The organism is Asanoa sp. NPDC049573, from assembly GCF_040676615.1.
Taxonomy (GTDB): Bacteria; Actinomycetota; Actinomycetes; order Mycobacteriales; family Micromonosporaceae; genus Asanoa.
Window position 1 is genome coordinate 93874 of record NZ_JBFAPI010000002.1, and the last position, 23953, is coordinate 117826.

The 23953-nt window shown below is 74.5% G+C and carries 17 protein-coding genes; 3 read left to right on the forward strand and 14 right to left on the reverse strand.

Annotation, left to right across the window (positions count from 1 at the left end; translation table 11 throughout):
* The first annotated feature begins 24 nt into the window (after positions 1–24).
* Both AB0J74_RS04040 and AB0J74_RS04045 read left to right on the forward strand, forming a co-directional pair.
* Positions 25–2091: an NPCBM/NEW2 domain-containing protein gene (locus tag AB0J74_RS04040; protein WP_363444346.1), complete on the forward strand. Its 2067-nt coding sequence runs from the start codon at positions 25–27 to the stop codon at positions 2089–2091.
* 30 nt (positions 2092–2121) lie between these two features.
* Positions 2122–3405, forward strand: a complete 1284-nt coding sequence (locus tag AB0J74_RS04045) for an ABC transporter substrate-binding protein (protein ID WP_363444349.1) — start codon at positions 2122–2124, stop codon at positions 3403–3405.
* A gap of 7 nt (positions 3406–3412) precedes the next feature.
* Here the strand turns inward: AB0J74_RS04045 and AB0J74_RS04050 are convergent, their stop codons facing one another.
* From AB0J74_RS04050 to AB0J74_RS04115, 14 genes are all read right to left on the reverse strand, one after another.
* Complete coding sequence (locus AB0J74_RS04050) at positions 3413–3760, reverse strand: hypothetical protein (protein WP_363444352.1); 348 nt, start codon at positions 3758–3760, stop codon at positions 3413–3415.
* Positions 3757–7677, reverse strand: a complete 3921-nt coding sequence (gene eccCa / locus AB0J74_RS04055; RefSeq protein ID WP_363444355.1) for a type VII secretion protein EccCa — start codon at positions 7675–7677, stop codon at positions 3757–3759. Before eccCa ends, AB0J74_RS04050 begins: the two co-directional genes overlap by 4 nt.
* A complete protein-coding gene (locus AB0J74_RS04060; RefSeq protein ID WP_363444358.1) occupies positions 7674–8699 on the reverse strand; it encodes a hypothetical protein in 1026 nt (341 codons plus the stop codon). Before AB0J74_RS04060 ends, eccCa begins: the two co-directional genes overlap by 4 nt.
* A 10-nt stretch (positions 8700–8709) precedes the next feature.
* Entirely contained in the window at positions 8710–10008 is a 1299-nt protein-coding gene (locus AB0J74_RS04065; RefSeq protein ID WP_363444361.1) for an EsaB/YukD family protein, read from the reverse strand.
* Between the two features lie 11 nt (positions 10009–10019).
* On the reverse strand, positions 10020–10274 hold the full coding sequence (locus AB0J74_RS04070) for a hypothetical protein (protein WP_363444364.1): 255 nt from the start codon (positions 10272–10274) through the stop codon (positions 10020–10022).
* Positions 10275–10281: 7 nt separating this feature from the next.
* Complete coding sequence (locus tag AB0J74_RS04075; protein ID WP_363444367.1) at positions 10282–12504, reverse strand: hypothetical protein; 2223 nt, start codon at positions 12502–12504, stop codon at positions 10282–10284.
* Entirely contained in the window at positions 12501–12965 is a 465-nt protein-coding gene (locus AB0J74_RS04080; protein ID WP_363444370.1) for a DUF6507 family protein, read from the reverse strand. Before AB0J74_RS04080 ends, AB0J74_RS04075 begins: the two co-directional genes overlap by 4 nt.
* Positions 12966–12974: 9 nt before the next feature.
* On the reverse strand, positions 12975–13280 hold the full coding sequence (locus AB0J74_RS04085) for a pore-forming ESAT-6 family protein (RefSeq protein WP_363444372.1): 306 nt from the start codon (positions 13278–13280) through the stop codon (positions 12975–12977).
* 19 nt (positions 13281–13299) lie between these two features.
* On the reverse strand, positions 13300–13635 hold the full coding sequence (locus AB0J74_RS04090; RefSeq protein ID WP_363444375.1) for a hypothetical protein: 336 nt from the start codon (positions 13633–13635) through the stop codon (positions 13300–13302).
* A 48-nt stretch (positions 13636–13683) separates the two neighbouring features.
* Positions 13684–14631 (reverse strand): DUF6177 family protein, encoded by a 948-nt coding sequence (locus AB0J74_RS04095; RefSeq protein WP_363444378.1) that lies wholly within the window; start codon positions 14629–14631, stop codon positions 13684–13686.
* The gene (locus tag AB0J74_RS04100; protein WP_363444381.1) at positions 14628–17414 is read right to left on the reverse strand and encodes a BTAD domain-containing putative transcriptional regulator; all 2787 of its coding nucleotides are present in this window, start codon (positions 17412–17414) and stop codon (positions 14628–14630) included. Before AB0J74_RS04100 ends, AB0J74_RS04095 begins: the two co-directional genes overlap by 4 nt.
* Positions 17415–17489: 75 nt before the next feature.
* A complete protein-coding gene (locus tag AB0J74_RS04105) occupies positions 17490–20270 on the reverse strand; it encodes a BTAD domain-containing putative transcriptional regulator (protein WP_363444384.1) in 2781 nt (926 codons plus the stop codon).
* A gap of 75 nt (positions 20271–20345) precedes the next feature.
* On the reverse strand, positions 20346–20957 hold the full coding sequence (locus tag AB0J74_RS04110) for a hypothetical protein (protein ID WP_363444387.1): 612 nt from the start codon (positions 20955–20957) through the stop codon (positions 20346–20348).
* 116 nt (positions 20958–21073) lie between these two features.
* The gene (locus tag AB0J74_RS04115; RefSeq protein ID WP_363444390.1) at positions 21074–21940 is read right to left on the reverse strand and encodes an alpha/beta hydrolase; all 867 of its coding nucleotides are present in this window, start codon (positions 21938–21940) and stop codon (positions 21074–21076) included.
* Between the two features lie 91 nt (positions 21941–22031).
* Between AB0J74_RS04115 and AB0J74_RS04120 the strand changes: the two genes are divergently transcribed.
* Entirely contained in the window at positions 22032–23951 is a 1920-nt protein-coding gene (locus tag AB0J74_RS04120) for a BTAD domain-containing putative transcriptional regulator (protein WP_363444393.1), read from the forward strand.
* Positions 23952–23953 lie beyond the last annotated feature (2 nt).

Below are 23953 nucleotides of genomic sequence, written 5' to 3' on the forward strand. Positions count from 1 at the left end.
GCGGCACGAAGATTGGTGCGAATCATGCGAAAGCCGCTGTCTTTCCTGGCCGCCGTGATCCTCGGCGCCGCCGCGCTCGCCGTCCCGTCAGCCGCCACCGCCTCCACGCCGGTCGTGTCGATCACGGCACCGCCGATGGGCTGGAACAGTTGGAACCGATTCGGTTGCAACATCGACGAAAATCTGATCAAGCAGACCGCCGACGCGATCGTCGCCAACGGCCTCGACGCCCTCGGCTACCGATACGTCAACATCGACGACTGCTGGATGGCGTCCACCCGCGACGCGCAGGGTCGGCTGCAGCCGCACCCCACCCGGTTCCCGGGCGGCATCCGCGCGCTCGCCGACTATGTGCACGCCCGCGGCCTCAAACTGGGCATCTACGAGTCGGCTGGCACCGCGACCTGCCAGGGCCTGCCGGGGAGCCTCGACCACGAGGTGGTCGACGCCAACACGTTCGCGGCCTGGCAGATCGACCTGCTCAAATACGACAACTGCAACAACCAGGGCCGGCCGGACGCACAGCGCTACCAGGCGATGGGAGACGCGCTCAAGGCCAGCGGCCGGGCCATCGTCTACAGCATCTGCAACTGGGGCGGCGCCGAGCCGTGGGTCTTCGGGCCGCGGGTGGGTGGCAGCCTCTGGCGCACCACCGGTGACATCTCCGACAACTGGGGCAGCGTGTTGTCGCTGCTCGACCAGCAGAACGGGCTGGAACCGTTCGCCCGCAACAACGGCTTCAACGACCCCGACATGCTCGAGGTCGGCAACGGCGGGATGACGGCGACCGAATACACCGCCCACTTCAGCCTCTGGGCGCTGCTCAACGCGCCGCTGCTGCTCGGCAACGACCTGCGCTCGATGTCGGCGCAGACGCTCGGCATCATCCGCAACGCCGAGGTCATCGCGGTCAACCAGGACTGGGGTGGCTCGCAGGGCCGCAAGCTGCGCGACTTCGGCGACACCGAGGTGTGGGCCAAGCCGATGAGCGACGGCGGTGCCGCCGTGGTCCTTTTCAACCGCACCGCCGCCAGCGCCACGATCACCACCTCCGCCGCGGAAGTCGGCCTGGGCGGCTCCAGCGGGTATTCGCTGCGCAACCTCTGGACCGGCGCCACCTCCTCCTCGACGGGTGCGATCGCGGCGACCGTCCCGGCACACGGCGTCGCGATGTTCCGGGTCAACCGCTCCGGGACGCTGGCCGCCGCGCCCACCGCCGGTTCACACCAGGTCGGCGACCTGGCCTGGCTCGCCTCCAGCAACGGATGGGGACCGGCCGAGCGCAACCGGGCCAACGGCGAGCAGGCCGCGGCCGACGGCGGCACGCTGACCATCAACGGCACCACCTACGCGAAGGGCGTCGGGGCGCACGCCGACAGCGCCGTGCACCTCTACCTGGGCCGCGCCTGCCCGCTGTTCACCGCCTCCGTCGGCATCGACGACGAGGTGACCAACGCGGCCGCCTCGACCCGCTTCCAGGTGTACGGCGACGGCAAGCTGCTCGCCTACAGCGGGATCAAGCGGGCGGCCGACGGGCCGAGCCGGCTCAGCGTGTCGACCGGCGGCTATTCCACATTGGAACTGCGGGTCACCGACGGCCGCGACGGCAACTCCTACGACCACGCCGACTGGGGCGCCGCGACGCTGACCTGCACCGCGCCCGGCACCGGGTCGAGCCCGGCGTTCACCGGCAGCAACGGCTGGGGACCGGCCGAGCGCGACCAGTCCAACGGTGAGCAGGCGGCCGGCGACGGCCTGGTGCCCACGGTCGGCGGCGTCAGCTACGTCCGCGCGATCGGCGCGCACGCTCCGGCCGACCTCACCGTCGCACTCGGCGGCAACTGCGAGCGGTTCACCGCGACCGCCGGCATCGACGCCGAGGTCACCTCGGCGACCGCGCGGGTGGTCTTCACCGTGCTGGCCGACGGCACCGCGATCTACACCAGCGCACCGGTCACGGTGGCGTCCGGCCCCGTGCCGATCGACCTCGACGTGACCGGGCGCGGCGCGCTGCGGCTGGTGGTCGGCGATGGCGGCAACGGCGTCGACTACGACCACGCCGACTGGGCCGACGCGCGCCTTCTCTGCTGACTTTCCGTACTCACCATTTGGGAGGCTCGGATGAACAACCACATCGACAGGCGGTCCCTGCTGCTCGGGGCGGCCGCCCTGGCCGCGACACCGGCACTCGCCGCCTGTGGCGACGACGACGGCGGTGGCGGCACCGACAGCGGCTCGGGCCAGGGCGAGGTGACCTTCGGTTCCAACGAGGTCGGCTCGACCTTCGCCAAGCAGCGTCAGGCCGCGGTCACCGACTTCCAGGGCAAGAACGCCGGCATCACGGTCAAGCTCAACGAGATCGACCACAACACCTTCCAGGAGAACATCAACAACTACCTGCAGGGCAACCCGGACGACGTGTTCTCCTGGTTCGCCGGCTACCGGATGCGGTTCTTCGCCAAGCGCGGCCTGATCGGCGACATCAGCGACGTCTGGCCGCTGGACGGCGTCGCCGACTCGTTCAAGACCGCGAGCACCGGCGACGACGGCAAGCAGTACTTCGTGCCGCAGTCCTACTACCCGTGGGCGATCTTCTACCGCAAGAGCGTGTGGCAGGAGCGCGGCTATACAGCGCCGACCACGATCAACGAGTTGGCCACCCTCGCCGACAAGATGAAGGGCGACGGGCTGGTCCCGGTCGCGTTCGCCGACAAGGACGGCTGGCCCGCGATGGGCACGTTCGACATCCTCAACATGCGGATCAACGGCTACCAGTTCCACATCGACCTGATGGCCGGCAAGGGCTCGTGGGAGAGCGCCGAGGTCAAGAAGGTCTTCGACGCGTGGACCCAGATCCTGCCCTACCACCAGCCCGACTCGCTGGGCCGCACCTGGCAGGAGGCCGCGCAGTCGTTGCAGCAGAAGAAGGCCGGGATGTATCTGCTCGGCACCTTCCTGATCGACCAGTTCCCCCAGGCCGAGCGCGAAGACGTCGACCTGTTCAACTTCCCGGCGGTCGACCCCGCCGTGGGTGCCGACGCGATCGACGCACCGATCGACGGCTTCTGCATGAGCGCCAAGCCGAAGAACAAGGCCGGCGCCAAGAAACTGCTCGCCTACCTGGCCAGCCCCGACGCGGCGACCGCGGCCAGCAAGCTCGGCGAGCCCTTCATCTCGTCGAACAGCAAGGCCGACACCAGTTCCTACACGGCGATCCAGAAGAAGTCGGCCGAACTGGTCGGCAGCGCGAAGAACATCGCACAGTTCCTCGACCGCGACACCCGGCCGGACTTCGCCTCGACGGTCATCATCCCGGCGTTCCAGGAGTTCATCCGCAAACCCGGCGACGCCGCGAGCATTTTGAAGAGCATCGAGAGCCAGAAGAAGACCATTTTCGTCGACTGAACGCGGGTTATCTGGGCGGCCACCACGCGCCGCCCAGGTGCTCGACCAGCGCGGCGGCGAAACGGTGGGCCAGCTCCGGGTCCGGGCCGGTCGTGCGCAACTCCAGCCACCAGACCGGCGTGGTGACCCGGCTCGCGACCTCTTCGTCGAGCAGCCGGGCGACCTCGCCCGGCACGGCGACCAGGATCGGCTCCTCGATGGTCAGCAACGGCCGGTCGGGGCTCGCGTAGAGCCGGGTCACTCCGGCCGCGCCGGACGCGTCGACCAACAGGTCCGGGGCCACGGCCGCCAGGGCCCGGGCGACCGACGCGACATCCGGCATCCGTGGCACCAGCACGACGACGTCGCGGCTCACGGCGTTTCCGGGTCGGCCGCGGTCTGCACCAGCCGGCCGGGCTCGCCCCGCCGCACCCACCAGCCCCGGCCCGCGGGCTGCGGTCCGGCGTACACGCCGGGGAAGACCGGCCCCTCCGCGCGGTCGCCGGCCAGCACCAGGCCGGTCGTCCCGGTCTCCCGCAGCGCCAGCACGAACGGCTCGTAGAGCGCCCGCGCCGCGCCCGCGACCGGCCGGGTGAGCACCACGTGCAGGCCCAGGTCGCGAGCCGCCGGGAGCAGCGGGAGCAGCGCCTCCAGCGGGCGCTGCCCGCCGCCGGCGAGCAGGTCGTAGTCGTCGACGAGCAGCACCACCCGCGGGCCGGCTCGGGCGGCCCCGGCGGCCGCGTCGTCCGGCACCCGCTTGAGCAACTCCTTGGCCACGCCGGTGGCCAGTGCGGCGGCCATTCGGGCGTGGGGGGCGTACCCGCCGACGTAGGCCGCCGGTATCGCGTCGCGCAACTGGCCGCGCGGGTCGACGACCGCGAACACGACCTGCTCGTCGGTGTAGCGGGCGCACAGGCCGCGGGCGACGAGCCGGATCAGGTTGGTCTTGCCGCACCGCCCGTCGCCGAGCACCAGCAGGTGCTGATCGGTGCCGAACAGGTCGAGGTCGACCGGGCGCAGTGCCAACTCGTCGACGCCGACCGGCACCCGCTCGGGCGAGGCGGCCGCGTCCGGCAACCGGTCGGCCGGCAGCAGGTGCGGCAACACCCGCACCGGCGGGACGGCCGGACCCGACCAGGCGGTGCGCACCAGCGTCGCGACCTGCTCGACCGCCTCGGCCAGCCCGTCGGACACCGCCAGCCCCTCGATCCGGGGCAACGCCACCTGGCCGAACAGCTTGCCCGCGGTCAGCGCCCGGCCGGGCCGGTCGGCGCGGATGGTCTCGGCCAGCCGGCGGTCGACCGCCGAGTCGGTGGGGTCACCCAGCCGCAGCTCGATCCGGCCGCCGAAGGTGGCCTGCAGCGCCATCCGGACGTCGTTCCAGCGCAGCATCGTCGCCACCACGTGCACGCCGTAGCCGCCACCGCGCTGCAACAGGTCGGCGAGCAACGGTTCGAGGTCTTCGAAGTCGGTGCGCAGGGCGCCCAGCCCGTCGACGACCAGCACCACGTCGGCGGTCGCGAGGCCGGGCAGGTCGCCGGCGGCGTGCCGGACGCGGAGCGCTTCGACCGAGTCGATGCCGTGCGCGCGACACAGTTGCTCGCGCTCTTCGAGCATCACGCGCACCTCCTCCAGGGTGCGCCGGACCCGTTCCCGGTCGCTGCGCCCGGCGACGCCGCCGACGTGCGGGAACCCGGCCAGTGTGGACAATCCGGAGCCGACCAGGTCGACGGCGTAGACGGCGACCTGGCGCGGGGTGTGGCACAGCGCCAGCGCGGTCACCAGCGTGCGCAGCAGCGTGCTCTTCCCGGACTGCGGGCCGCCGATCACCGCGACGTGGCCGCCGGCCGCGGTCAGGTCCAACACCCAGCCGCCCTGGCGCTGGTGTGCCGGGTCGTCGAGGACGCCGATCGGCACTCGCATCGGCGGCAGCTCGGCGCGCAGCCGGACCCCGCCCCGGCCGGCGACGACGGGCCCGGCGACCTGGTCGAGCGTGAGGGCCGCCGGCAGCGGCGGCAGCCAGATCTGGTGCACCGGCTTGGCCGCCGCCACCAGCTGGTCGACCAGCAGCCCGAGCACGGTGCCGCCGACCGTGCGGGCCGGCAGCTCCGCTTCGGCGTCCTCCGTGACCACCGGCGCGTTGTAGGGTCCGAGCGCCCTGACCACCGGGGCCTGGTCGACCGGCGCCTCGATGGCCTGCGGGTGACGCGGCGCCGACACGTACCCCGCCTTGAAGCGTTGGTAGATCGTGGTGTCGACCTTGAGATAGCCGAAGCCGGGCAGCGGCGGCAGGTGGAACGCGTCCGGCGTCTCCAGCACCGTGCGGCTCTCGGCCTCGGAGAAGGTCCGCAGCCCGAGCCGGTAGGACAGGTAGGTGTCCAGCCCCTTGAGCTTGCCGCCCTCGATCCGCTGGCTGCTGAGCAGCAGGTGCACGCCGATGCTGCGGCCGATCCGGCCGATGGTGAGGAACAGCTCGATGAAGTCGGGCCGGGCGGTGAGCAGCTCACCGAACTCGTCGATCACCACCATCAGGTAGGGCAACGGCGGCAGGTCGGGCCGCTGGTCGCGCACTGCCGCGTAGTCGGCGATGTTGGCGACGTTGCCCGCGTCGCGGAGCACCTGCTGGCGGCGTTTCACCTCGCCGTCGAGGCTGGCGTAGGCGCGCTCGACCAGGCCGGCGTCGTCTTCCAGGTTGGTGATCACACCGGCGACGTGTGGCAGCTCGGCGAACGGCGCGAAGGTGGCGCCGCCCTTGTAGTCGATGAGCACCAGTGCGAGCTGCTCCGGCGAGTGGCTGACGGCCAGGCCGAGCACCAGCGTCCGGAGCAGCTCGCTCTTGCCCGAGCCGGTCGCGCCGACGCAAAGGCCGTGCGGGCCCATGCCGAGCTGGGCGGCCTCCTTGAGGTCGAGCAGCACCGGCTGACCCTGCTCGTCGAGGCCGATCGGCACCCGCAGGAAGCCGCGCGGCCCGCGGTCCCGCCACAGCCAGGCCGTGTCCACGGTGGATGGATCCTCGATGCCGAGCAGGTTGACGACGTCGACCGGGCCGGCGTGCGGCTCGTCGTCGACCGAGTCGGGCGAGAGCCGCAGCGGCGCCAGCATCCGGGCCAGCGCCTCCGCGAGGGCCGGCCCGGCGGGGTCCGGGCGGCCGGCCGAACGTACCGGTGCGGCCGGGCGCAGGTCTTCGACGACCGCCTCGGCGCCGTCGACGGTGATCCGGATCGCGACCTGCTCCGGCTCCTGCAACCGATCGGCCACCAGGTGCAGCACCGTGACACCGAGGTCGGCGACGTCGGGCTCCGGCAGCCGCCGGGCCACCTCGCCGTAGGTGTCGTGCACGATCAGCAGGCGGTTGGCGCGGCTCAGCCCGGCACCGCGGCGCAGTTCGGCGGCCAGCGCGGCGCGCCGGTCGAGTTCCGGACGCAACAACACGCGCAGCGACTCGGGGTCGGTGGCGATCCGCCGAGCGGGCAGCACGCCGTCCCGGGCACCCGGGTCGAGCAGGTGCGGCAGCCAGCGAACCCAGGCCCAGTCGGCTTCCCGCTCCGCCGGGTGTGCCACGGCCAGCGCGACGTCGTCGGGCGCGTGCAGCGCCGCGACCTGAGCCAGCAACGTTTCGACCGCCCCGCGCACCGCCGCCCGCGGACCCACGATGCTCACGTCGCCCGCGCGATCCAGCGGCACGACCAGCGGCATTCCGGGCGCCTGCCGGAACCGGCGCAGCACACCGCGCGCCTCGGCCAGCATGAACGGGTCGGTGGGCTGCAGAGCGGTGCCCTGGTCGGGCAATGTCAGCGGCCGCACCGGCAGCGTGCCCAACCCGATCCGGACCGCCAGGAAATCCGGGTCGGTGCGCCGCCGTTCCCACCGCCGGGCCGGGTCGCGCACCACGTCGACCAGCGCGGCCGCCGACGGGTTGAGCCGCCGGGCCCGCACCCGGGCCGCCCGTTCGTCGGCGGCCAGGCTCTCCCGCAACTCCTCCAGGTAGTCGAGGTAGCGCTCGCGCTGCTGCCGGCGGGCCCGGGCCGCCTGGCCGCGCTGGGAGAGCATCAGCAGCCCACCGATGACCAGCGCCGCGACCAGAACCAACGCGCCGACGACGGCGAACCCGCTGCCCCGGAAGAACAGCATCATGGATAGCGAGCCGGCGATGCCGACCGCCGGCAACAGCATCATCACGTTGGACGCGGCCCGGCCCTCGGGCAGCGTGGGCGGGGCCTCGACGACCCGGGCCGGCGGTTCCGCCGCGGGGCGGGTGGCCCGGGCCGGCCGGTGCACCAACCGGGTGGTCACGACCGGCCGCCGCAGGCGATCGTCAGCGCCAGCCCGGCGATCCGCAGCGCGGCGTCCACGGTGGGCAGGCCGAGCCGCTTCGGCCACAGCGGGGCGCCCGTGGCCAGGCTGCGGTCGTAGGCCAGTGGCACGGCCGGCGTCCCCGCGGCGAGCGCCCGCAGTGCCGGCCCGTCGCGCAGCCCGTGCACCGGCGCGTGGCCGACCAGCACCGGCACCGTGCGGCCGGCGACCTCCGGACCAGCGCGGTCGAGCCAGACCAGGGCGGCGCGTACGCCGTCGACGGTGGCCGGCACCGCCAGCACCAGGCTGTGCATATGTGCCAGGTAGCGGGGATCGGTCGCGCCCTCGGCGCCGCCGTCGAGCACGCCGACCGCGTAGTAGCGGGCGATCCAGGAGCCGACCGTCCAGAAGTCGTCGAGGTCGACACCGGCCGGCCGGTCCAGCACGCCGAGCCGCTCGCCGCCCCGAAGCACCCGCGCGGCGTCGTCCGGGCCGGCCGCCACCAGGTCCGGGTAGGACCAGCGGACGGCCGAGCCGATCCGGAACGGCAGCGACCCCCCGCCGGCCGTGGCGTCGAGCGCGAGCACCCGGTCGCGGCGGTGACCGGTGTAGGCCAGGGCGAGCAGGGCGGCCAGCGTCGTCGCACCGGCACCGCCGGCCACCCCGGCGACCAGGACCCGGCGGCAGGTGGTCACCGGTTGGGTGACCCGGCCCAGGTCGCCGGCGATCGCGTGCGCCTCCGCAGTGGCGCGGGCACCGAGCAACCGCCGGGCCACCCGCGCTGCGGCCCGGGCCGGCGGCTCACCGCGCGGATGGCGGCCGGTCAACGCGCGCACCGCATTGGTCACGTCTCGCGGCGGCGCCGGTTCGGCCGGTGCCGGCGGCCGGGCCCGGCCGACGGCCGGCAGCGTGGTCGTCGACTGTTCCACCGCCGGGTTGAGCAGCGCCGGCCAGCCGGCCGGTTCCGCCGCACCGGCGTCGAGGTCGCGCATGACGTCGCCGTACCAACCGGGCTGGCTCATCGGTAACCCTTCAGAAGATGTGCAGCAGGCGGCTGTAGACGCCGAACACGCCGAGGGCGACCGGTGGCAGCGCGATGACCGCGACCGCCTCGATCCGGTCGGCCACGCGGCGGGCCCGGGCCTGGACGTGTGCCGGTGGGTCGACGGCGAGCACGGCGAGCGCGACGAGGCCCGCTCCGGCCACCGCCGCCACCATCCAGGCGGTCGGGCCACCGGCTACGCCTACCCACGCGGTCAACAGCCCCAGCAGCACCGCTCCGGCCGCGGCCGACAGCGCGACCACCTCGCCGACCAGCGGGAACCCGCGCGCCCGGCTGGCCAGCGCCACCGCCAGCAGTCCGGCCGCCGGTGCGGCCCACCGGTCGGCGTGCGCGGCGAGCAGCCAGCCGGCGAGCGCGGCGGCACCCGCGCACACCACGACGACGAGGGTCAGCGTGCGGTGCGCGGCGGTCAGCGCGCCGGCCACCTCGGGTCGGGTCACCTCGCGGCCGGCGGTGCGCCGGTCGTCGAGACGGCTCAGCCCGGCGACGGCCAAGGCCAGCCGGGGCAGCAGTCCGATCAGGACGGTCGCCAGGACGGCGAGGACGGCCGCCAGGCGGACCGCCGACAGCCCGGCCACGGTGGCGACCCAACCGAGGGCGATCAGCAGCAGGCCGAGTCCGCCACCGGCGACCCCGGCCCGGCCCACCGGGCTGGCCACCCCGTAGGCCACCAGCGAACCGCAGGCGACGGCCGCGAGCAGGGCGCCGCGCGCCCCGGGCGACCAGGTAGCCGCGGCGATCCAGCCCGCCTGCAGACCGACCAGTGCGCCGGCCGACACCAGCGCGGTGCCGACCGGTTCCCGCAGCCGGCCGATGACGCCTCCGGCCACGCACAACGCCAGCGCACCGGCCGCGAGCCAGGGCCCGGCGTCGACCAGGGCGGCGGCCGCCGCCGCGAACAGCACCACGGCCGCGGTCGCGGTCCACCGGCGGGCCGCTGCTCCCCAGCGCCAGGCGTGCGAACCGAGACCGTCGGCCGCGTCCTCCGTCACGTCGTGCACCACCGGCGCCGGCGGGCTGTCGTCGACACCGACCAGGTCGAGCACCGCGCCGTCGGCGACCCCGGCGGCCGACAGAGTCGCCTCCGATCCCAGGACTTCGCCGGTGCGGGTGACCAACTGCCGGGGCCGGGGCGGTTGGGCGACCGGCTCGTCGAGCAGCACCAGCACCTCCGGCAGCAGCCGGCCGACCGGCTCGTCGGCCGGCAGCACGGTGTCCAGCCGGCGCCGGGCGCCGACCACCGTGACCCGGCTGTAGCGCACCGCCACGTCGCCCTCCCCTATCGCGCCGGCACGGTCGCGGTGACCGCCGGCTTGTCGCGCTCATGCGCGAGCGCGATCTGGTGTTTGACGAACGCCCAGCCGACGCAGCCGCCGGCCAGCACCGCGGCGGCCACCGCACCGGCCATCGCCCGACCGACGCCCTCGCCCCACGAGCGCCGGTTGGCCAGCGCGCCGAACATCAGCGCGTCGCGGAGCCGGCGGCGCCGGACCGCGACCGACTCGAGCAGCTGTGCGTCGTAGTCCCGGACCATCGCGGCGTCAGGTCGCCGGCACGGCGGCGTGCTGGCGCAGATACTCGGCGACCGCCACGTCGGGATGCCGGCGCAGGTAGTCCAGCGCCTGCCACAGCGCGGTGTCATCCGACGCCGGCCACGCGCCCTGCTGCTTCAGGTATGCGGCGATCGCCGCATCGGGGTGCCGGCCGGGCTGCTGCTGCGCGTCCCACAAAGGCGTGCCGTGGTGTCCGGGCGCCTCCGGCCAGAGGAAGTCGCCGGGCAGGTTGCTGGCGGTGTCGACCGGGCCGTTGCGCCAGAGCACCAGGTCGAGCAGGCCCTCCCGGCCCTGCTCAGGCAGCTTCTTCCAGATCCGCTCGAAGTCCGACACCTCCGCGGGTGTCGGCAGCGGCGGCAGGTGTCCGCGCATGTCCGGCGGCACGGCGTTGCCCAGCCCGCGGACCAGCTCGGGATGGGACCTGGCCAGGTTGGCCCGCTCGCCCGGTGTGAGGTTGTCGAGGTAGCCGGTGATCGCCGCGGCCCGCTCGGCCGGGGCCGGGTGCCGGGACAACAGGTTGCGCAGCGCCTCGGCGTCGTGGTCCGGCAGGCCCACCGACAGGCCGGACCGTTCCCCGTCGTTGATCCGGCGACCGGCTTCGTCGACGATCGCGTCGACGTTGGCCCGGTGTTCCCGGTCCAACTCGGCCAGCCGCTGCGCGTAGTCGCGCTCCAGCGCCGGCCGGTCGGCCGCGTCGGCCGACCGCAGGTCGCGCAGGTGGGCGTCGTGCAGCGCGGCCCGCTCGGGCAGGTATTCGTCGTCCAGCGCGCGCTGGGACTGTGCGGCCCACTGCTTGGCATGCTCGACGGCGGCGCCCGCGTCGCGGACCGGGACCGCCGGCAGATCGTGTTGGGGCGCCTCCAACCGGCCGAGGCCGGCGCGGATGGCGTGTGCCAGGTCCCGGACCGCCGGCGGGCCGAGTTTCGCGCCGACGCGCACGTCGGCACCGAGCCAGCCGCCGTCGGTGACGACCTTCGGGACCTCGCCCAGGTGTGCGGCCCGCCACCAACCGCCGCGCCGTGCGGCCTTGCCGCTCTCCTCCGCCAGCCGTTCCAGCGCATGGGTCAGCCCGACGCCCTTGGCGGGAGAGGGCGCGAACAACCCCGCGATGTTGCCCACCACCTTCCCGGTGCGAATCCAGCCGTCCGGCTCGTCGGACGCGATCAGCCCGATTCCCATCTGCTTCCAGGTCTGGAAGTTCTGCTGGCGCAGGTGCGGGTCCAGGTAGCTGCCGGGCAGACCGGCCTGGACCAGCCGGCCGACGCCCGCCCAGGTCTGCTTGGCGGTGTCGGCCCTGAAGGCGATGCCGAGCTGGCCGCGGTGCATCGGGTCTCTCGCGGTGACGAAGCTCAGCCCGGCCAGTCCCGCCCAGAACTTCGCCGGCGACTCCACGAGGCTGTCGAACATGCCGGCCACCAGCTTGGTGAAGATGTCGATCCGGCCCTTGGGGATCGTCTGCCAACCGCCCCAGGGCAGGTTGGCTCCGGAGGTGAGCGCCAGCGCGCGCCAGTCGTGCCGCCGGGCCTGCGCGGCGGCGAGTGCGTCGTCGAGCCGCAGTGCACCGTTTCCCGGCTCGCGGACCGGCGGGATCTGGCTCGGCATCGGCAGCGCGGCCGTGTCGGTGTGTGACTCGATGGCCGACACGCAGGCCTCCTCGGCCCGCATGATCGCGTCCAGCGCGTCGCCGACCTGGTTGGACAGGCTCATGTTGATGTCTTTGCCGAACATCTGCCAGGGCGGGTAGAGCTCGGTGCGCCAATCCTTCGGTGCCGGGTTCCCGTGCCCGGCTATCCGGGCGTCGGTGGTCAGACTCAGCGCCCACGCCCGGAACGCGGTGGCCTGAGCGCGCAACCGCTCCAACTTCTGCTGCAAGGGCCCGACCGTCGAGGCCAGGGCGTCGATCGCGGAACCCACCGCGGCCAGGTCGGCGCTCGGCTTGGCCGCCTTGGCGACCACCCGGCCGGTGCCGGCGACGAGTTGGCCCCCCTCCGGCGCGTCGTAGTGCTCGGCCAGCCCTTGCCAACGCTTGTCGATGCCATGTCCGACGGTTTCGATCCGCTTACCGACCGCCGTCAGCTTCGCCGCGTCGCCGTGCATGCCGCCGATGTCGTACTCGACCTTGGGAATCGCCGCCGGGTCGATCAGCTTCCCGCCCAGCCCGTAACGGGCGGTCTCGTTGGACTTCCAGTGGTCGCGGTAGCTGTTGCTCACCGGTGTCCCCCGTCGACCTGCGCCAGCCAGTCGGCGAGCGACGGGCGGCTGCCGTTGCGGGCGTTGTCGATGTCCTGCCGCGGCAGCGCGGCCAGCCCGCCGGCTTCCCGGGCACCCGCGTGCTGGGCCCGGTCTCCGACGGCACCGGAAACGTAGATCTCGCCGTGCGCACCGCGGCGGGCCATCTCGGCGTCGGCCTCGACGTAGGCGTTGGTCGCGTTCGCCGCGGCCGACAGCACGTCGGTGGTGGCCGCGTACACCGCCTTGATCTGGCCACTGACCGCGAGACCGAACGGTCCGAGCAGGCCGCGAACCGGGGACATCGGGTCCAGGTGGGCGGTCGCGGCCTCGGTCGCGTCCTGGGTGTCCTCGCTGGCCTTGGTCAGCTCGGCCTGGGCGTAGCGGTCGACGGCGTTGACCACGTGCCGCACGCCGAAGGGTTCGATGCGGTAGCGGGCCACGGCTCGTCCTCAGATCGCGTCGACCGCGGCGCGCGCCCGGGACTGGGCCTGACCGGCGGTGCTGTCGTTCTCGTTCAACGTCTTGCGGATCAGCGCGATGATCGTGCGGACCTCCTGCGCGGCCCTGTTCCAGCGCACCTCCTTGCCGTGGTAGAGGTCGGAGACCCCGTCCGCGGAGAAGTCCGCGAGCGCCGACTTGACCGCCTGGTCGCGGTCGTTGATGACGCTCTCCAACTGGCCGACCACCCGGACGATGTTGCCCTGCGCCTCGGCGGACGCGGCGGTGTCGTAGCTGAGCCGGTCGAGTGAACCCATCTGCCTCTCCTCGTGTCGCTCAGGCCAGCGTGCGGAACGACGCGCCGGCGAAGTCGGCCGAACCCTCGGTACCGTGCGAGGTGTCCGCCATCGACTGGTCGCCCTCCACGAAGGAGGTGTTCATCCCCTGCTGGCCGCCGAGAATCGAGGCGACCGCCGAGTTGAGCTCCGCGGTGATCTCGTCACCGCGGGCCTTGAAGCGGTCGAACGCGACCTTGGCCGTGCCGTTGAACTTGCCCTCCAGCGGCTCCGCGGCGGCGATCAGCTGCCGGATGAGCGCGCCCAGGTCCTGATGTGAGCCCTGCGTGCGGTTGATGAGCGTCGGCAGCGCATCGCTGCCCATGTCGAATCGCATCGTCGCCTCCCCGGTGTTTTCGGGCAGCCGGAGGCGCCGGCTGCCCCGCTAGCCGACCGTGGCCGGCTTGCCATCCGCCTTGCCGGTCACGGCAATGGCTCTGACCTCGGCGTACGCAGGCCACCCGGCGGACAGGTCGCAATAGACGGCCGGACCCGCGGTGCGCGCGCCCGGTAGCGCGAGCAGGGCGTCCCGCGCCTCTTCGGTGCGGGCCGACGGGCCGACCCCGACGCACAGCGGCCGGCCGCCGGCCGGCTCGAACGGGCCCTGGGTCAGGTCGGCCCGGCCGGGCCGGAGCACCAGCAGGGCCAGCCCGAGCGGGTGCTCCTCGGCCAGTCGTGTCACGAGGCCGACGGTGTCGGGGGGTGCTTCGTCGAAACCGCCGACGGCGAGCGTCAGTGTCTCGCTGATGCCGGCGGGCTCGACGGCGAACTCCAGCAACCCGATCGCCGGCCGTGCGCCGCCACCGACCACGACCAGCGTGGTCGGTCGCGGTCCGCGGCTGGCCGCGGCGATGCTTAGCTCGATCGGGCGCCACGGCTCGGCGACCGGTTCGGCGTTGCCCCAGCCGGCCGGCTGGCTGCCGGTCAGCGCGCCGCACACCGCCTCGGTGGCCAGCCCGAAGGAGGCGGGCGGGCGGGTGTGCAGCAGCCGCAGGGTCAGCCAGAGCTGATCGCCCGCGTCGCTCGACGGCGAAAGGTCGGCCGGTTCCGCGTACGCCTGGAAATCGCCCTCCGACCAGTGCAACGGCGCGCCGGAAGCGGCGTCGAAGTAGCCGTGCTCGGGATAGCGGACCACCCAGCTCCCGGCGCCACCGGCGAGCACGGCGTGCAGTGGCATGGTCAGGCGGCTGGTCGGCGGCGTGACCACCCGCACCGCCCGGCCGTCGCGACCGGCGGCGACCAGCAGGTCGACCAGGCCGCGGTGCAGCCCCACCACCGGCCGGTCCTGCAGCACCACGCAGGCCCGGTCGGTGACCGTGTCGGCGGCGGTCAACTGTTGAGCCGGATCACGTCGGGGGTGACCGGCACGGCCGCCGCCAGCAGGCCGGCACCCTCGTCGGCGGTGAGGTGACCAAGGTCGATCAGCTGCGCCACCGAATCCTGCCAGTTGGCCCGCGCGACCTCGGGCTCGCCGAGTGCGTGGTGTGCCAGCCCGAGCGCCCAGAGCTGCTCGGCCTCGTTGTAGCGGTCGCCCACCTCACGGAACACCCGCAGCCCGGCCCGGTGGTGGCCCAGCGCCTCGGCCGGCCGGCCGGCCCGCTGGCAGGCCCAGCCCAGGTTGGCCCGCGCGATGCTGGCGCCGCGGTGGTTGTCGAGGGCCACGAACGCGGCGACGCTGCGCCGCTGGTAGCGCACCGCCCGATCGTGCGCGCCCATCCCCTGTAGGGCCAGGCCGAGGTTGTTGAGCGCGCCTGCCGCACCGGCCCGGTAGTCGGCCGCCCGGCTGACCGTCAGGCCGCGGCGCAGGTGCCGCACCGCGTCGTCGAACCGGCCGAGCTGGCGGTAGCTGTTGCCGAGCTGGGTCAGGCAACCGCTGATGCCGACCGGGTCGTCGAGCTCACGCCAGATCGCCAGCGCCGCGCCGATGTGCTCGACCGCCTCCGTGAGCCGGCCGATCTGCCCGCACATCACCCCGAGGTCTTCGAGTGCCTGTGCCTGCGCGCGCCGCTCACCGATCCGCTCGGCGGCGCGGGCCGCCAGCGTGTTGAGCGCCAGCCGTTCGTCGTGATGCCCGCGGTTGGCCAGCGGCCGGTAGAGCGCGAGCACCAGTTCCACGGCCAGCCGGGGCAGCGGCCCGGGCAGCTCGGTGGCCAGCCGCACCGTGGCCACCAGGGTCGGCAGGTTGGCATCGCCCCAGGCGGCGGCCTCGGCCGGGGTCCGCGGCCAGCCGCGGCCGTCGGTGCCGGTCGCGGCCCGCGCCACCCGCCGGGACTCGTTCGGGTGTACGAGCAGCGTCGCCCGCCGCGCCACGGCCAGGTAGTGCGTGACCAGCTGCCCGATCGCGGCGTGCCGCGACGGCACCGGCTCGTCACGCTCGGCCCGCCCGCCGGCGTAGCCGCGAACCAGGTCATGCAACAGATAGCGGCCGGGCACCCGCTGCTGCACGAGATGCTCGTCGAGCAGGGCCTCCAGTGCGGCCTCGGCCTCGTCGCGCGGCCGGGCGACCAGCGCGCCGGCGGAGTCCGCGGTGAAGTCGGGCCCGGGATGCAGCCCCAGCATCCGCAGCAGCCGGCGCTGGTCGGGCGCCAGGGCCTGGTAGGACAGGTCGAACGCGGACCGCACGGTCGGGCCGTCGATGTCGGCGCAGAGCCGGCCGACCAGGTCGGCGACCGTCCACGCCGGACGGCCCTGCAAGCGGCGGGCGGCCAGCGTGACCGCGAGCGGCAGGTGGCCGCAGAGCTCAGCGAGGCGGGCCACGTCGGCTTCCTGCCCGGCGACCCGGCCGGCGCCCGCGACCTTGGCGACCAGCTCGGCCGCTTCCGCGGGCTCGAACACGTCGAGCGGCAGCGGGCAGCCGCCCTCGAGACGCCCGAGCCGGCGCCGGGTGGTGATCAACACCAGGCAGTCGGCGCCACCCGGGAGCAACGGCCGGACCTGCTCCTCGTCGGCGGCGTTGTCGAGCAGCACCAGGACCCGGCGGCCGGCCAGCAGGCTGCGGTAGAGCGCGGCGCGTTCCTGCGGGTCGGCAGGGGCGCCGGGCACACCGAGCTCACGGAGGAACCGGCCGAGCACCTCGTGCGGGTCGGCCCGCTGGTCTCCCGCGAGGCCGTGCAGGTCGGCCCAGAGCTGCACCTCGTCGAACCGGCCCCGCTCGACCAGCAGGCGGGCCGCGTGCACGGCCAGCCGGGTCTTGCCGACCCCGGCCATGCCCTCGATGACCGCGATCCGCGCCGCGCCGGCCGGCTGGTCGGCCAGCTCGACCAGCCGGCCGAGCTCGGCGGCGCGGCCGGTGAACTCGGCGATGTCCATGGGGAGCTGGCGCGGCCGGCTTGGGCTCGGAGCTCGTGGAGCCTGTGGCTTGAGCCCCGGGTCGGCGGTCAGGATCGCCTGGCGCAGCCGGCCCAGGCCCGGCCCGGGGTCGATGCCCAGCTCGTCGGCGAGCCGGACGCGGGCCCGATCGAGCACCTCCAGCGCATCGGCCCGCCGGTCGGACCGGTGCAGCGCCAGCGCCAGCCGCTCCCACAGCCCCTCGCGCAGCGGATGCTCGGCGACCAGGCCGGACGCCTCGGCGACGACGTCGGTGTGCCGGCCGCAGGCCAGGTCGGCGTCGATGGCCAGTTCGAGGGCGGTCAACCGCAGCTCGTCGAGATCGGCGACGACCCGCTGGCGCAGCCGGTCGGTGCCGCTGTCGGCCAGCGCCGGGCCGCGCCACAGGGCCAGTGCCCGGCGCAGCACGGTGGCCCGGCGCTCGGGGTCGGCCACCGTGCGGGCCTCGCGTACGAGCGCCGCGAACCGGTGTGCGTCGACGGCCTGCGGATCGGTCTCCACGACGTAGCCGCCGTGTCGCGCCGCGATGACCACGCCCGCGCCGGTGCCGGCCGCGTCGAGCCGCACCCGCAGGCGGGACACGTGGGTGTGCAGGCTGGCCCGGGCCGAGTCGGGCGGATCGCCGTCCCACAGCAGGTCCATCAGCCGCTCGGCGGGCACCACCCGGTTGGCCGCCAGCAGCAGCACGGCCAGCAGGCAGCGCTCGCGGCGGCGGCCCAGCGGTAGCGGTTGGCCGCCTCGGTGCGCCTCGATCGGCCCGAGCAGCAGGAAGCGGGTGTCGCCAGTCACCGTTGTGAACTCTCCCGTCCCGGTCTTCGCCAACCATCATGGACCCGACCGGTTATGACGCGGTTATGACGTTTGTCAGCCGACCAGCACGGCGATCGCGCTGGGCACGACATCCACCGGCCCGCGCCGGATCTCCGCCACCTCGGCCGCGGTCAGCCGCCCGGTCTCCTGCAGGATCGCCAGCGCTCCGTCCCAGTGCTCGCGGGCGGGCCGGTCGCGACCGAGCTGGTGCAACACGGTGCCCAGCCCCCACATCTCGCGGGCCTCGTGATGGCGGTCGCCGAACGCGCGGTGACTGGCCAGGCTGCGCCGGTAGTAGCGAAGCGCCCGCCGGTAGTCGCCGGCGGCCCGCAGGTCCTGTGCGAGGTTGCCGAGCGCATGCGCGCGCAATCGGCGGTAGTCGACCTCGTCGGCCAGCGCGAGCGCCTTCTCGTGCGCCTCGATCGCCAGGTCGAGCCGGCCCTGCGCGCGGTAGCCGCACCCGAGGTTGTCGAGCAACATCGACTCGCCGTGCCGGTCGCCGACCGCACGCCGCAGGGCCAGCCCCGCCTCCAGCCGGTCGACGGCCTCGGTCACCCGGCCGACGTGCAGGTAGGCCAGGCCGCAGGCGTTGAGCGCACCGGATACGCCGAACCGGTCGCCGACCTGGCGCCACAGGACGAGCGCGCGTTCGACCTCGGCGAGCTCGTCGTCGTGCCGGCCGAGCCGGCCGTAGGCGTAGCCGAGGAACATCCGGGCCCTGGCCTCCGCCGCGCGATCGCCGAGCCGCGCGGCCACCGCGGCGACCACCTCGTTGCAGTCGATCCACTCGGGTAGGAAACCGTTGATGTCCAGTGGCGTGCCGAAGGCGGCGCCGAGCCGGATCGCCACGGCGCCCGCCCGGCCCGGCAACGCCGCCGCCTGGCGCACGACGCCGACGATGTTGACCTTCTCGGCGGCGAGCCAGGCGAGCGCGCCGGCCGTGCTGCCGTCGTCGGTCGCCGCGACCGGTTCGCCGATCCACTTCGCCTGGCCCGGGTCAAGCAGCGCGGTGGCCCGTTCGCCGATCGCGGCGTAGTGCTCGGCCACCCGCACCAGCGCGTCGGGCTCGAGGGCGGCCCGCTCCCGCACGAACAGGCGGATCAGGTCGTGCATCCGGTATCGGCCGTTGGCCGGTTGCTCCAGCAACTGGGTCTCGACCAGGCGGTCGAGCGCGTCGGCGGCCCGCGACACCGGCAGCGCGGCGAGCGCGCCGGCGACCGCGGCGGTGACCTCTGGCACGTCGAGCCCGGCGACCAGGGCGAGCAGCCCGGCGACCTCGGGCTGGCCGACCAGGTCCTGGTGGCTGGCCGCGATGCTGGCGCGGACCGCCAGGTCGTCGTGTTCGAGCGCGTCGAGCCGGCGCCGCTCGTCGGACAGCTGGTCGGCGTGGCTGGCCAGGCTGCGCGCGGGCTGCGCGACCAGCCGGGCACCGGTGACCCGCAGGGCCAACGGGAGCAGGCCGCAGAACCGCGCGATGTCGGCCGCCGCGGCCCGCTCGGCCGCCACCCGGTCGCCGCCGGCCAGGTGGCTGAGCAGCGCAAGCGCGTCGTCCTGGGCCAGCGGTCGCAGCCGCAGGTGAACGGCCCCGTCGAGAGTGGACAGCACTCGCCGGCTGGTGACCAGCACCGCGCAGTCGCGGCCGCCGGGCAGCAGCGGGCGCACCTGGTGCGCGTCGAAGGCGTTGTCGAGCACGAGCAGCAACCGCCGGTCGGCGGTCACCGAGCGGAATCGGGCGGCCGCCTCCTCGACGTCGTGCGGCGGCTCGATGCCCAGCGAACGCAGGAACCGGGCCAGCACGTCGGCCGGCGCCAGCGGTCGCACGCCGGCCGTCGCGCCGTGCAGGTTGACGAAGAGCTGCCCGTCGGGAAACGCGTCCGCCCGGGCCAGGGCGGCCGCCACCACCCCGGCCAGGGCCGACTTGCCGACCCCGCCGATCCCGTTGACCGCCGCGATCGAGGTGCTGCCCGTCGGGGCCGTGAGCGCGGCGCGGAGCGATTCGATCTCCTCGGCCCGGCCGACGAACGCGGGGACGTCGGGCGGCAGCTCGGCGGGTCGCGTCCGGGTCGCCGCGGGCGCCGGCAGATCGAGTGCCGGGTCACCGGTCAGGATCGCGCCCCGCAGGTCGCGCAGGGCCCGGGTGGGCTCCGCGTCCAGCTCGGCGGTGAGGCGCTGGTGCAACTCCCGATAGGCGCGCAACGCCTCGGCCGGGCGGCCCGCGCGGTGCAGCGCCAGCATGAGCCGGGCGGTCAGCGCTTCCCGCAGCGGGTGCTCGGCCCGCACCGCACGCAGCGGCTCGACGATCTCAGTGTGCCGGCCCAGCGCGAGTTCGGCGTCGGCCAACGCCTCCACCGCCGCGAGCCGCAGGTCGGTCAGGCGGGCGGCCTCGACCCGCACCGGCTCGAGGTGCTCCTGGCCGGCGAAGGCGGGCCCCCGCCAGAGATCGAGCGCCTGCCGGAACACGGCGGCGCCGGCGGCGAGGCGGCCGGCGCCGACCTGGGCCCGGCCCTGACCGACCAGCGCCTCGAACGTCGGTGAGTCCAGTTCCCCCGGCGCGACCGCCAGGGCGTACCCCCGCTGGTCGTGCGTGATCCGGCCCGGACCACCCAGGGCCCGGCGCAGCTCGTGCACCCGCACCTGCAAGGCCTTGGCCGCGGTCCGCGGCGGTTCGGCCGGCCAGAGCGCGTCGACCAACCGGTCGGCCGGCACCGACCCGTTGGGCCGGCAGGCGAGCAGGGCGAGCAGGTCGCGGTCACGCGGCGGCAGCCGGCGCGGCATGTCGAGCGTCAGGGACAGCGGCCCGAGCACGCGCAGCTCGATAGCCGGCCCCGGCACCACGGTGGCCTCCTCGTCGTGAGCCCGATGTCGGCTCCACCGTCTCGCCATCGCCTTGCCACCGATGGCAAGGGGCGCTCAGCGGCCGAGGTCCGCGGCGTAGTAGACGGCTTCGGCGAGGTCGGCGGGCGGGTTGAGGACCATCGAGATCGGCACGCCGATCCACAGGTCGACGACCTTCCAGGCCACGTCGCGCGAGGTGGCGCGGACGATCCGGCGCAGCGTGCGGGTGCCCTCGCGGGCCGTCGACGGCCGCACCACGACCACCGGCCTGCCGCCCTCGACGCGGTAGACGAACGCGTCGATCCGCCGCTGGTCGTCACCGAGTTCGCGGCGCAGGTAGGCGAAGAGCTCCTCGGTCGAGGGCACCTCGGTCCACGCCTCGGTCGGGCCGTCGACCACCCGTGCGAACAGCGCCCGCGCCAGTTCGTCGAGCTCGGTGGCCGGCAGGTCGGCCAGCACGGGCCCGCGGCGGGCCAGCGCGGTCCGTCCCGGGACGGCCGGCTGCTCCGGCACGAACTCGGCTTCCGGCAGGGTGAGCTTGAGCCGGCGGGCGATGTCGGCGAGCCCGCTCGGCGGCAGGTCGGTGAGCATCACTCGATGATGGACGGTCGGCAGCGGAAGGTCTTCGCCGCGATCGGCGTAGGGCTTCTCCCACCCCTCCTCCGGCGAATCCGAAACCTCTTGCACGGGTCGCGACCCCCTCACTACGGCATCGCCGTCCACCGTAGAGCCGGCCCCCTGCCACCCACGACGGACGCGGTGTGCGGCCGGGCCAAGTCACCCACCAGGGCGTGCCCCCGGGTTCATCGACTCAGCAGGTCGCGCAGCGCCTTGACGATCTCGTCGGGCGCCTCCTCGGCCATGAAATGGCCGGCCGAGGTCGTCTGGTGCACCAGGTCCGGTGCCCAGGCTCCCCACAGCGCGGCCGCGTCGTAGCCGAGCGCCGCGCCCCAGTCCTGCTGCACCACCGTGACCGGCATCGCCAGCCGGCGGCCGGCCGCGCGGTCGGCCCGGTCGTGCACGACGTCGATGCCCGCGGAGGCCCGGTAGTCGGCGACGATCGACGGCACCGCGGCCCGCGACGCGGCCAGGTAGGCGGCCCGGACCTCCGGCGGGATCGCGGCGGCGTCGCCGGCCCATCCGTCGAGGAACGAACCGAAGAACTCGTCGGCCGTGGCCTCGATCATCCGCTCGGGCAGCCCCGGCGGCTGGGCCATCAGGTAGAGGTGGAAAGCGACCGCGGCCCGGACGCCGTGCAGCACGTCCCACATGTCGAGCGTCGGCAGCACGTCGAGCGCGGCCAGGTGGGTGATCGTCGCCGGGTGGTCGAGACCGGCCCGGATGGCGACCAGCGCACCCCGGTCGTGGCCGGCCAGGGCGAACCGGTCGTGCCCGAGCGCCCGGGCGAGGGCGACGATGTCGGCGGCCATGGTCCGCTTGGCGTACGTGTGCTCCCCGGCCACCGGTTTGTCGCTGGCGCCGTAGCCGCGCAGATCCGGGCAGATCACGGTGTGATCGTGGGCGAGGTCGGCCGCGACGTGCCGCCACATCAGGTGGGTCTGCGGGAAACCGTGCAGGAGCACGATCGGGCGGCCGGAACCGCCCACCGCGGCCGTTAGCGCCACACCGTCGTCGACGGTGACACGGCTTTGTCGGAATCCGGGGATCATGTGCGGTCCTTTCGTTGGTTCGACCAGCGTGCCGATCGCGGATGAGCAACCGATGAGCGCGATACGTTGACCTTCGATTGGGGGTGGGTCGGTGCCGGTCGGGTTCGGTGTGCTCGGTCCGGTCGTCGCCTGGTCGGCGGCCGGTGCGCCGCTCGACCTGCGGGGTCCTCGCCACCGGGCGGTGCTGGCCCGGCTGATCGTGGCCGGCGGCCGGGTGGTGCCGGTCGACGTCCTGGTCGACGACCTCTGGCGTGACGACCCGCCGGCCGGTGCGGTGAGCGCCGTGCGCACGTTCGTGGCCGCCCTGCGCCGGGTCCTCGAGCCGGAGCGCCCGCCGCGCGCCGTGGCGTCGTTGCTCGTCACCGAGGGACCCGGCTATGCGCTGCGGCCCGACCCGTCCGCGGTCGACTCCTGGCGGTTCGCGGCCGCGGTCGCCTCGGCGTCGGCTGGTCCGCCGGGCACCGTGCTCGACCGGCTCGACGAGGCGCTGGCCTGGTGGCGCGGGCCGGCGTACGCCGGCTTCGAGCACGAGCCCTGGGCCTTGGCGGAGCGGTCCCGGCTGGAGGAGTTGCGGCTCAACGCGGTCGAACTGCGGGCCGAAGCGTTGCTGGCGCTCGGCCGGGCCGCGGAGGCGGTGCCGGACCTCGACGCCCACGTGTCCGCGCATCCGTGGCGAGAGAGCGGGTGGGGGCTGCTGGCGTCGGCGCTCTACACGACGGGCCGCCAGGGCGACGCGCTCGCAGTGCTGCGCCGGGCCAGGGATCTGTTGCGCGAGCAACTCGGCATCGACCCCGGCCCGCAGTTGCGCCGGCTCGAGACCGACATCCTCCGCCAGACGGGCCCGTCCTCGGCCGACCAGGTCTGGGCGGACGCCGCGGCGGCCTACGACCGCACGGTCGCTGCCGGGGCGCCCGTCCGGCTGGAGTCGACGGTCGACCTCCTGCGCGACCTCGCGGTGGTCGGCGGCGTGGAGGCGGCCCGCGGCCAGCGCCTGGCGGCCATCGAGGCGGCCGAGCGGCTGGGCGACCCGGAACTGACGGCGCGGGTGATCGGCCGGTACGACGTACCCGCGATCTGGACGCGGTCCGACGACCCGGCGCTGGCGGCCCAGGTGGTGGCCGCGGCCAGGCGGGCGATGGCCGCCCTGCCACCGGAGGCACCGGACGCGGTGCGGGCCCGCCTGCTGGCCACGATCGCGGTGGAATCGCGCGGCACGGACGAGTCATCGGCCGCTGTCGAGGCGGAACGCATCGCCCGCGGGCTCGGCGACCCGCCGCTGCTGGCGTTCGCCCTCAACGGCGTCTACATGCAGACGTTCCAGCGCGCCGGGCTCGCGCCGGAGCGGGACCGGATCGGGGCGGAACTGGTTGCCCTGTCGGCTTCACACGGGCTGGCGTCGTTCGAGATCCTCGGCCACCTGGTGCGGCTGCAGGCCCGTTCGGCACTGGCCGACTTCGCGGTGGCGGACGTGCATGCCGACGCCGCGGACCGGCTGGCCGCGCGGCACGGCCGGCCGCTGGTCTCCGCGTTCACGGCCTGGTATCGGGCGCTGCGACTGGCCGCGGGCGGTGCCCCCGTCCCGGCCGCCGAGGCCGCTTACCGGGCCGCCGCCGCGCAGTTGACCGGCACGGGCATGCCCGGGGTCGAGCAGGGTCTGCTGCCCCTGGCGATCCTGTGCTTGCGGGTGTGGCGCGACGAGCCGGCGTCCTTCGACGACGCGACCGACTTCGGCCCGTACGCGCCGTGGGCCCGCCCGCTGGTCCTGCTGGCCCACGGCCGCCGCCCAGCCGCCGCGGCCGCCCTCCGCCAGGCTCCGGACCCCCCACCGGACCTGCTGCTGGAAGCGCTGTGGGTGCTCGTCGGCCGGGCGGCCGTCCAGGTCGGCGACGGCGACCGCGCCCGCCGTGCCCACCAGGCCCTGACTCCCGCGGCGGCCGAACTGGCCGGTGCCGGCAGCGGCATGCTCACCGCCGGCCCCGTCGCCCAACACCTCGCCCGTCTCCGCGGCTGATC

Bases quoted from the DNA above. Each gene is read 5' to 3' on its own strand.
- AB0J74_RS04040 (WP_363444346.1), top strand. From the start codon at position 25: ATGCGAAAGCCGCTGTCTTTCCTGGCCGCCGTGATCCTCGGCGCCGCC.
- AB0J74_RS04060 (WP_363444358.1), bottom strand. From the start codon at position 8,699: ATGAGCCAGCCCGGTTGGTACGGCGACGTCATGCGCGACCTCGACGCC.
- AB0J74_RS04085 (WP_363444372.1), bottom strand. From the start codon at position 13,280: ATGGGTTCACTCGACCGGCTCAGCTACGACACCGCCGCGTCCGCCGAG.
- AB0J74_RS04070 (WP_363444364.1), bottom strand. From the start codon at position 10,274: ATGGTCCGGGACTACGACGCACAGCTGCTCGAGTCGGTCGCGGTCCGG.
- AB0J74_RS04090 (WP_363444375.1), bottom strand. From the start codon at position 13,635: ATGCGATTCGACATGGGCAGCGATGCGCTGCCGACGCTCATCAACCGC.
- AB0J74_RS04045 (WP_363444349.1), top strand. From the start codon at position 2,122: ATGAACAACCACATCGACAGGCGGTCCCTGCTGCTCGGGGCGGCCGCC.
- AB0J74_RS04115 (WP_363444390.1), bottom strand. From the start codon at position 21,940: ATGATCCCCGGATTCCGACAAAGCCGTGTCACCGTCGACGACGGTGTG.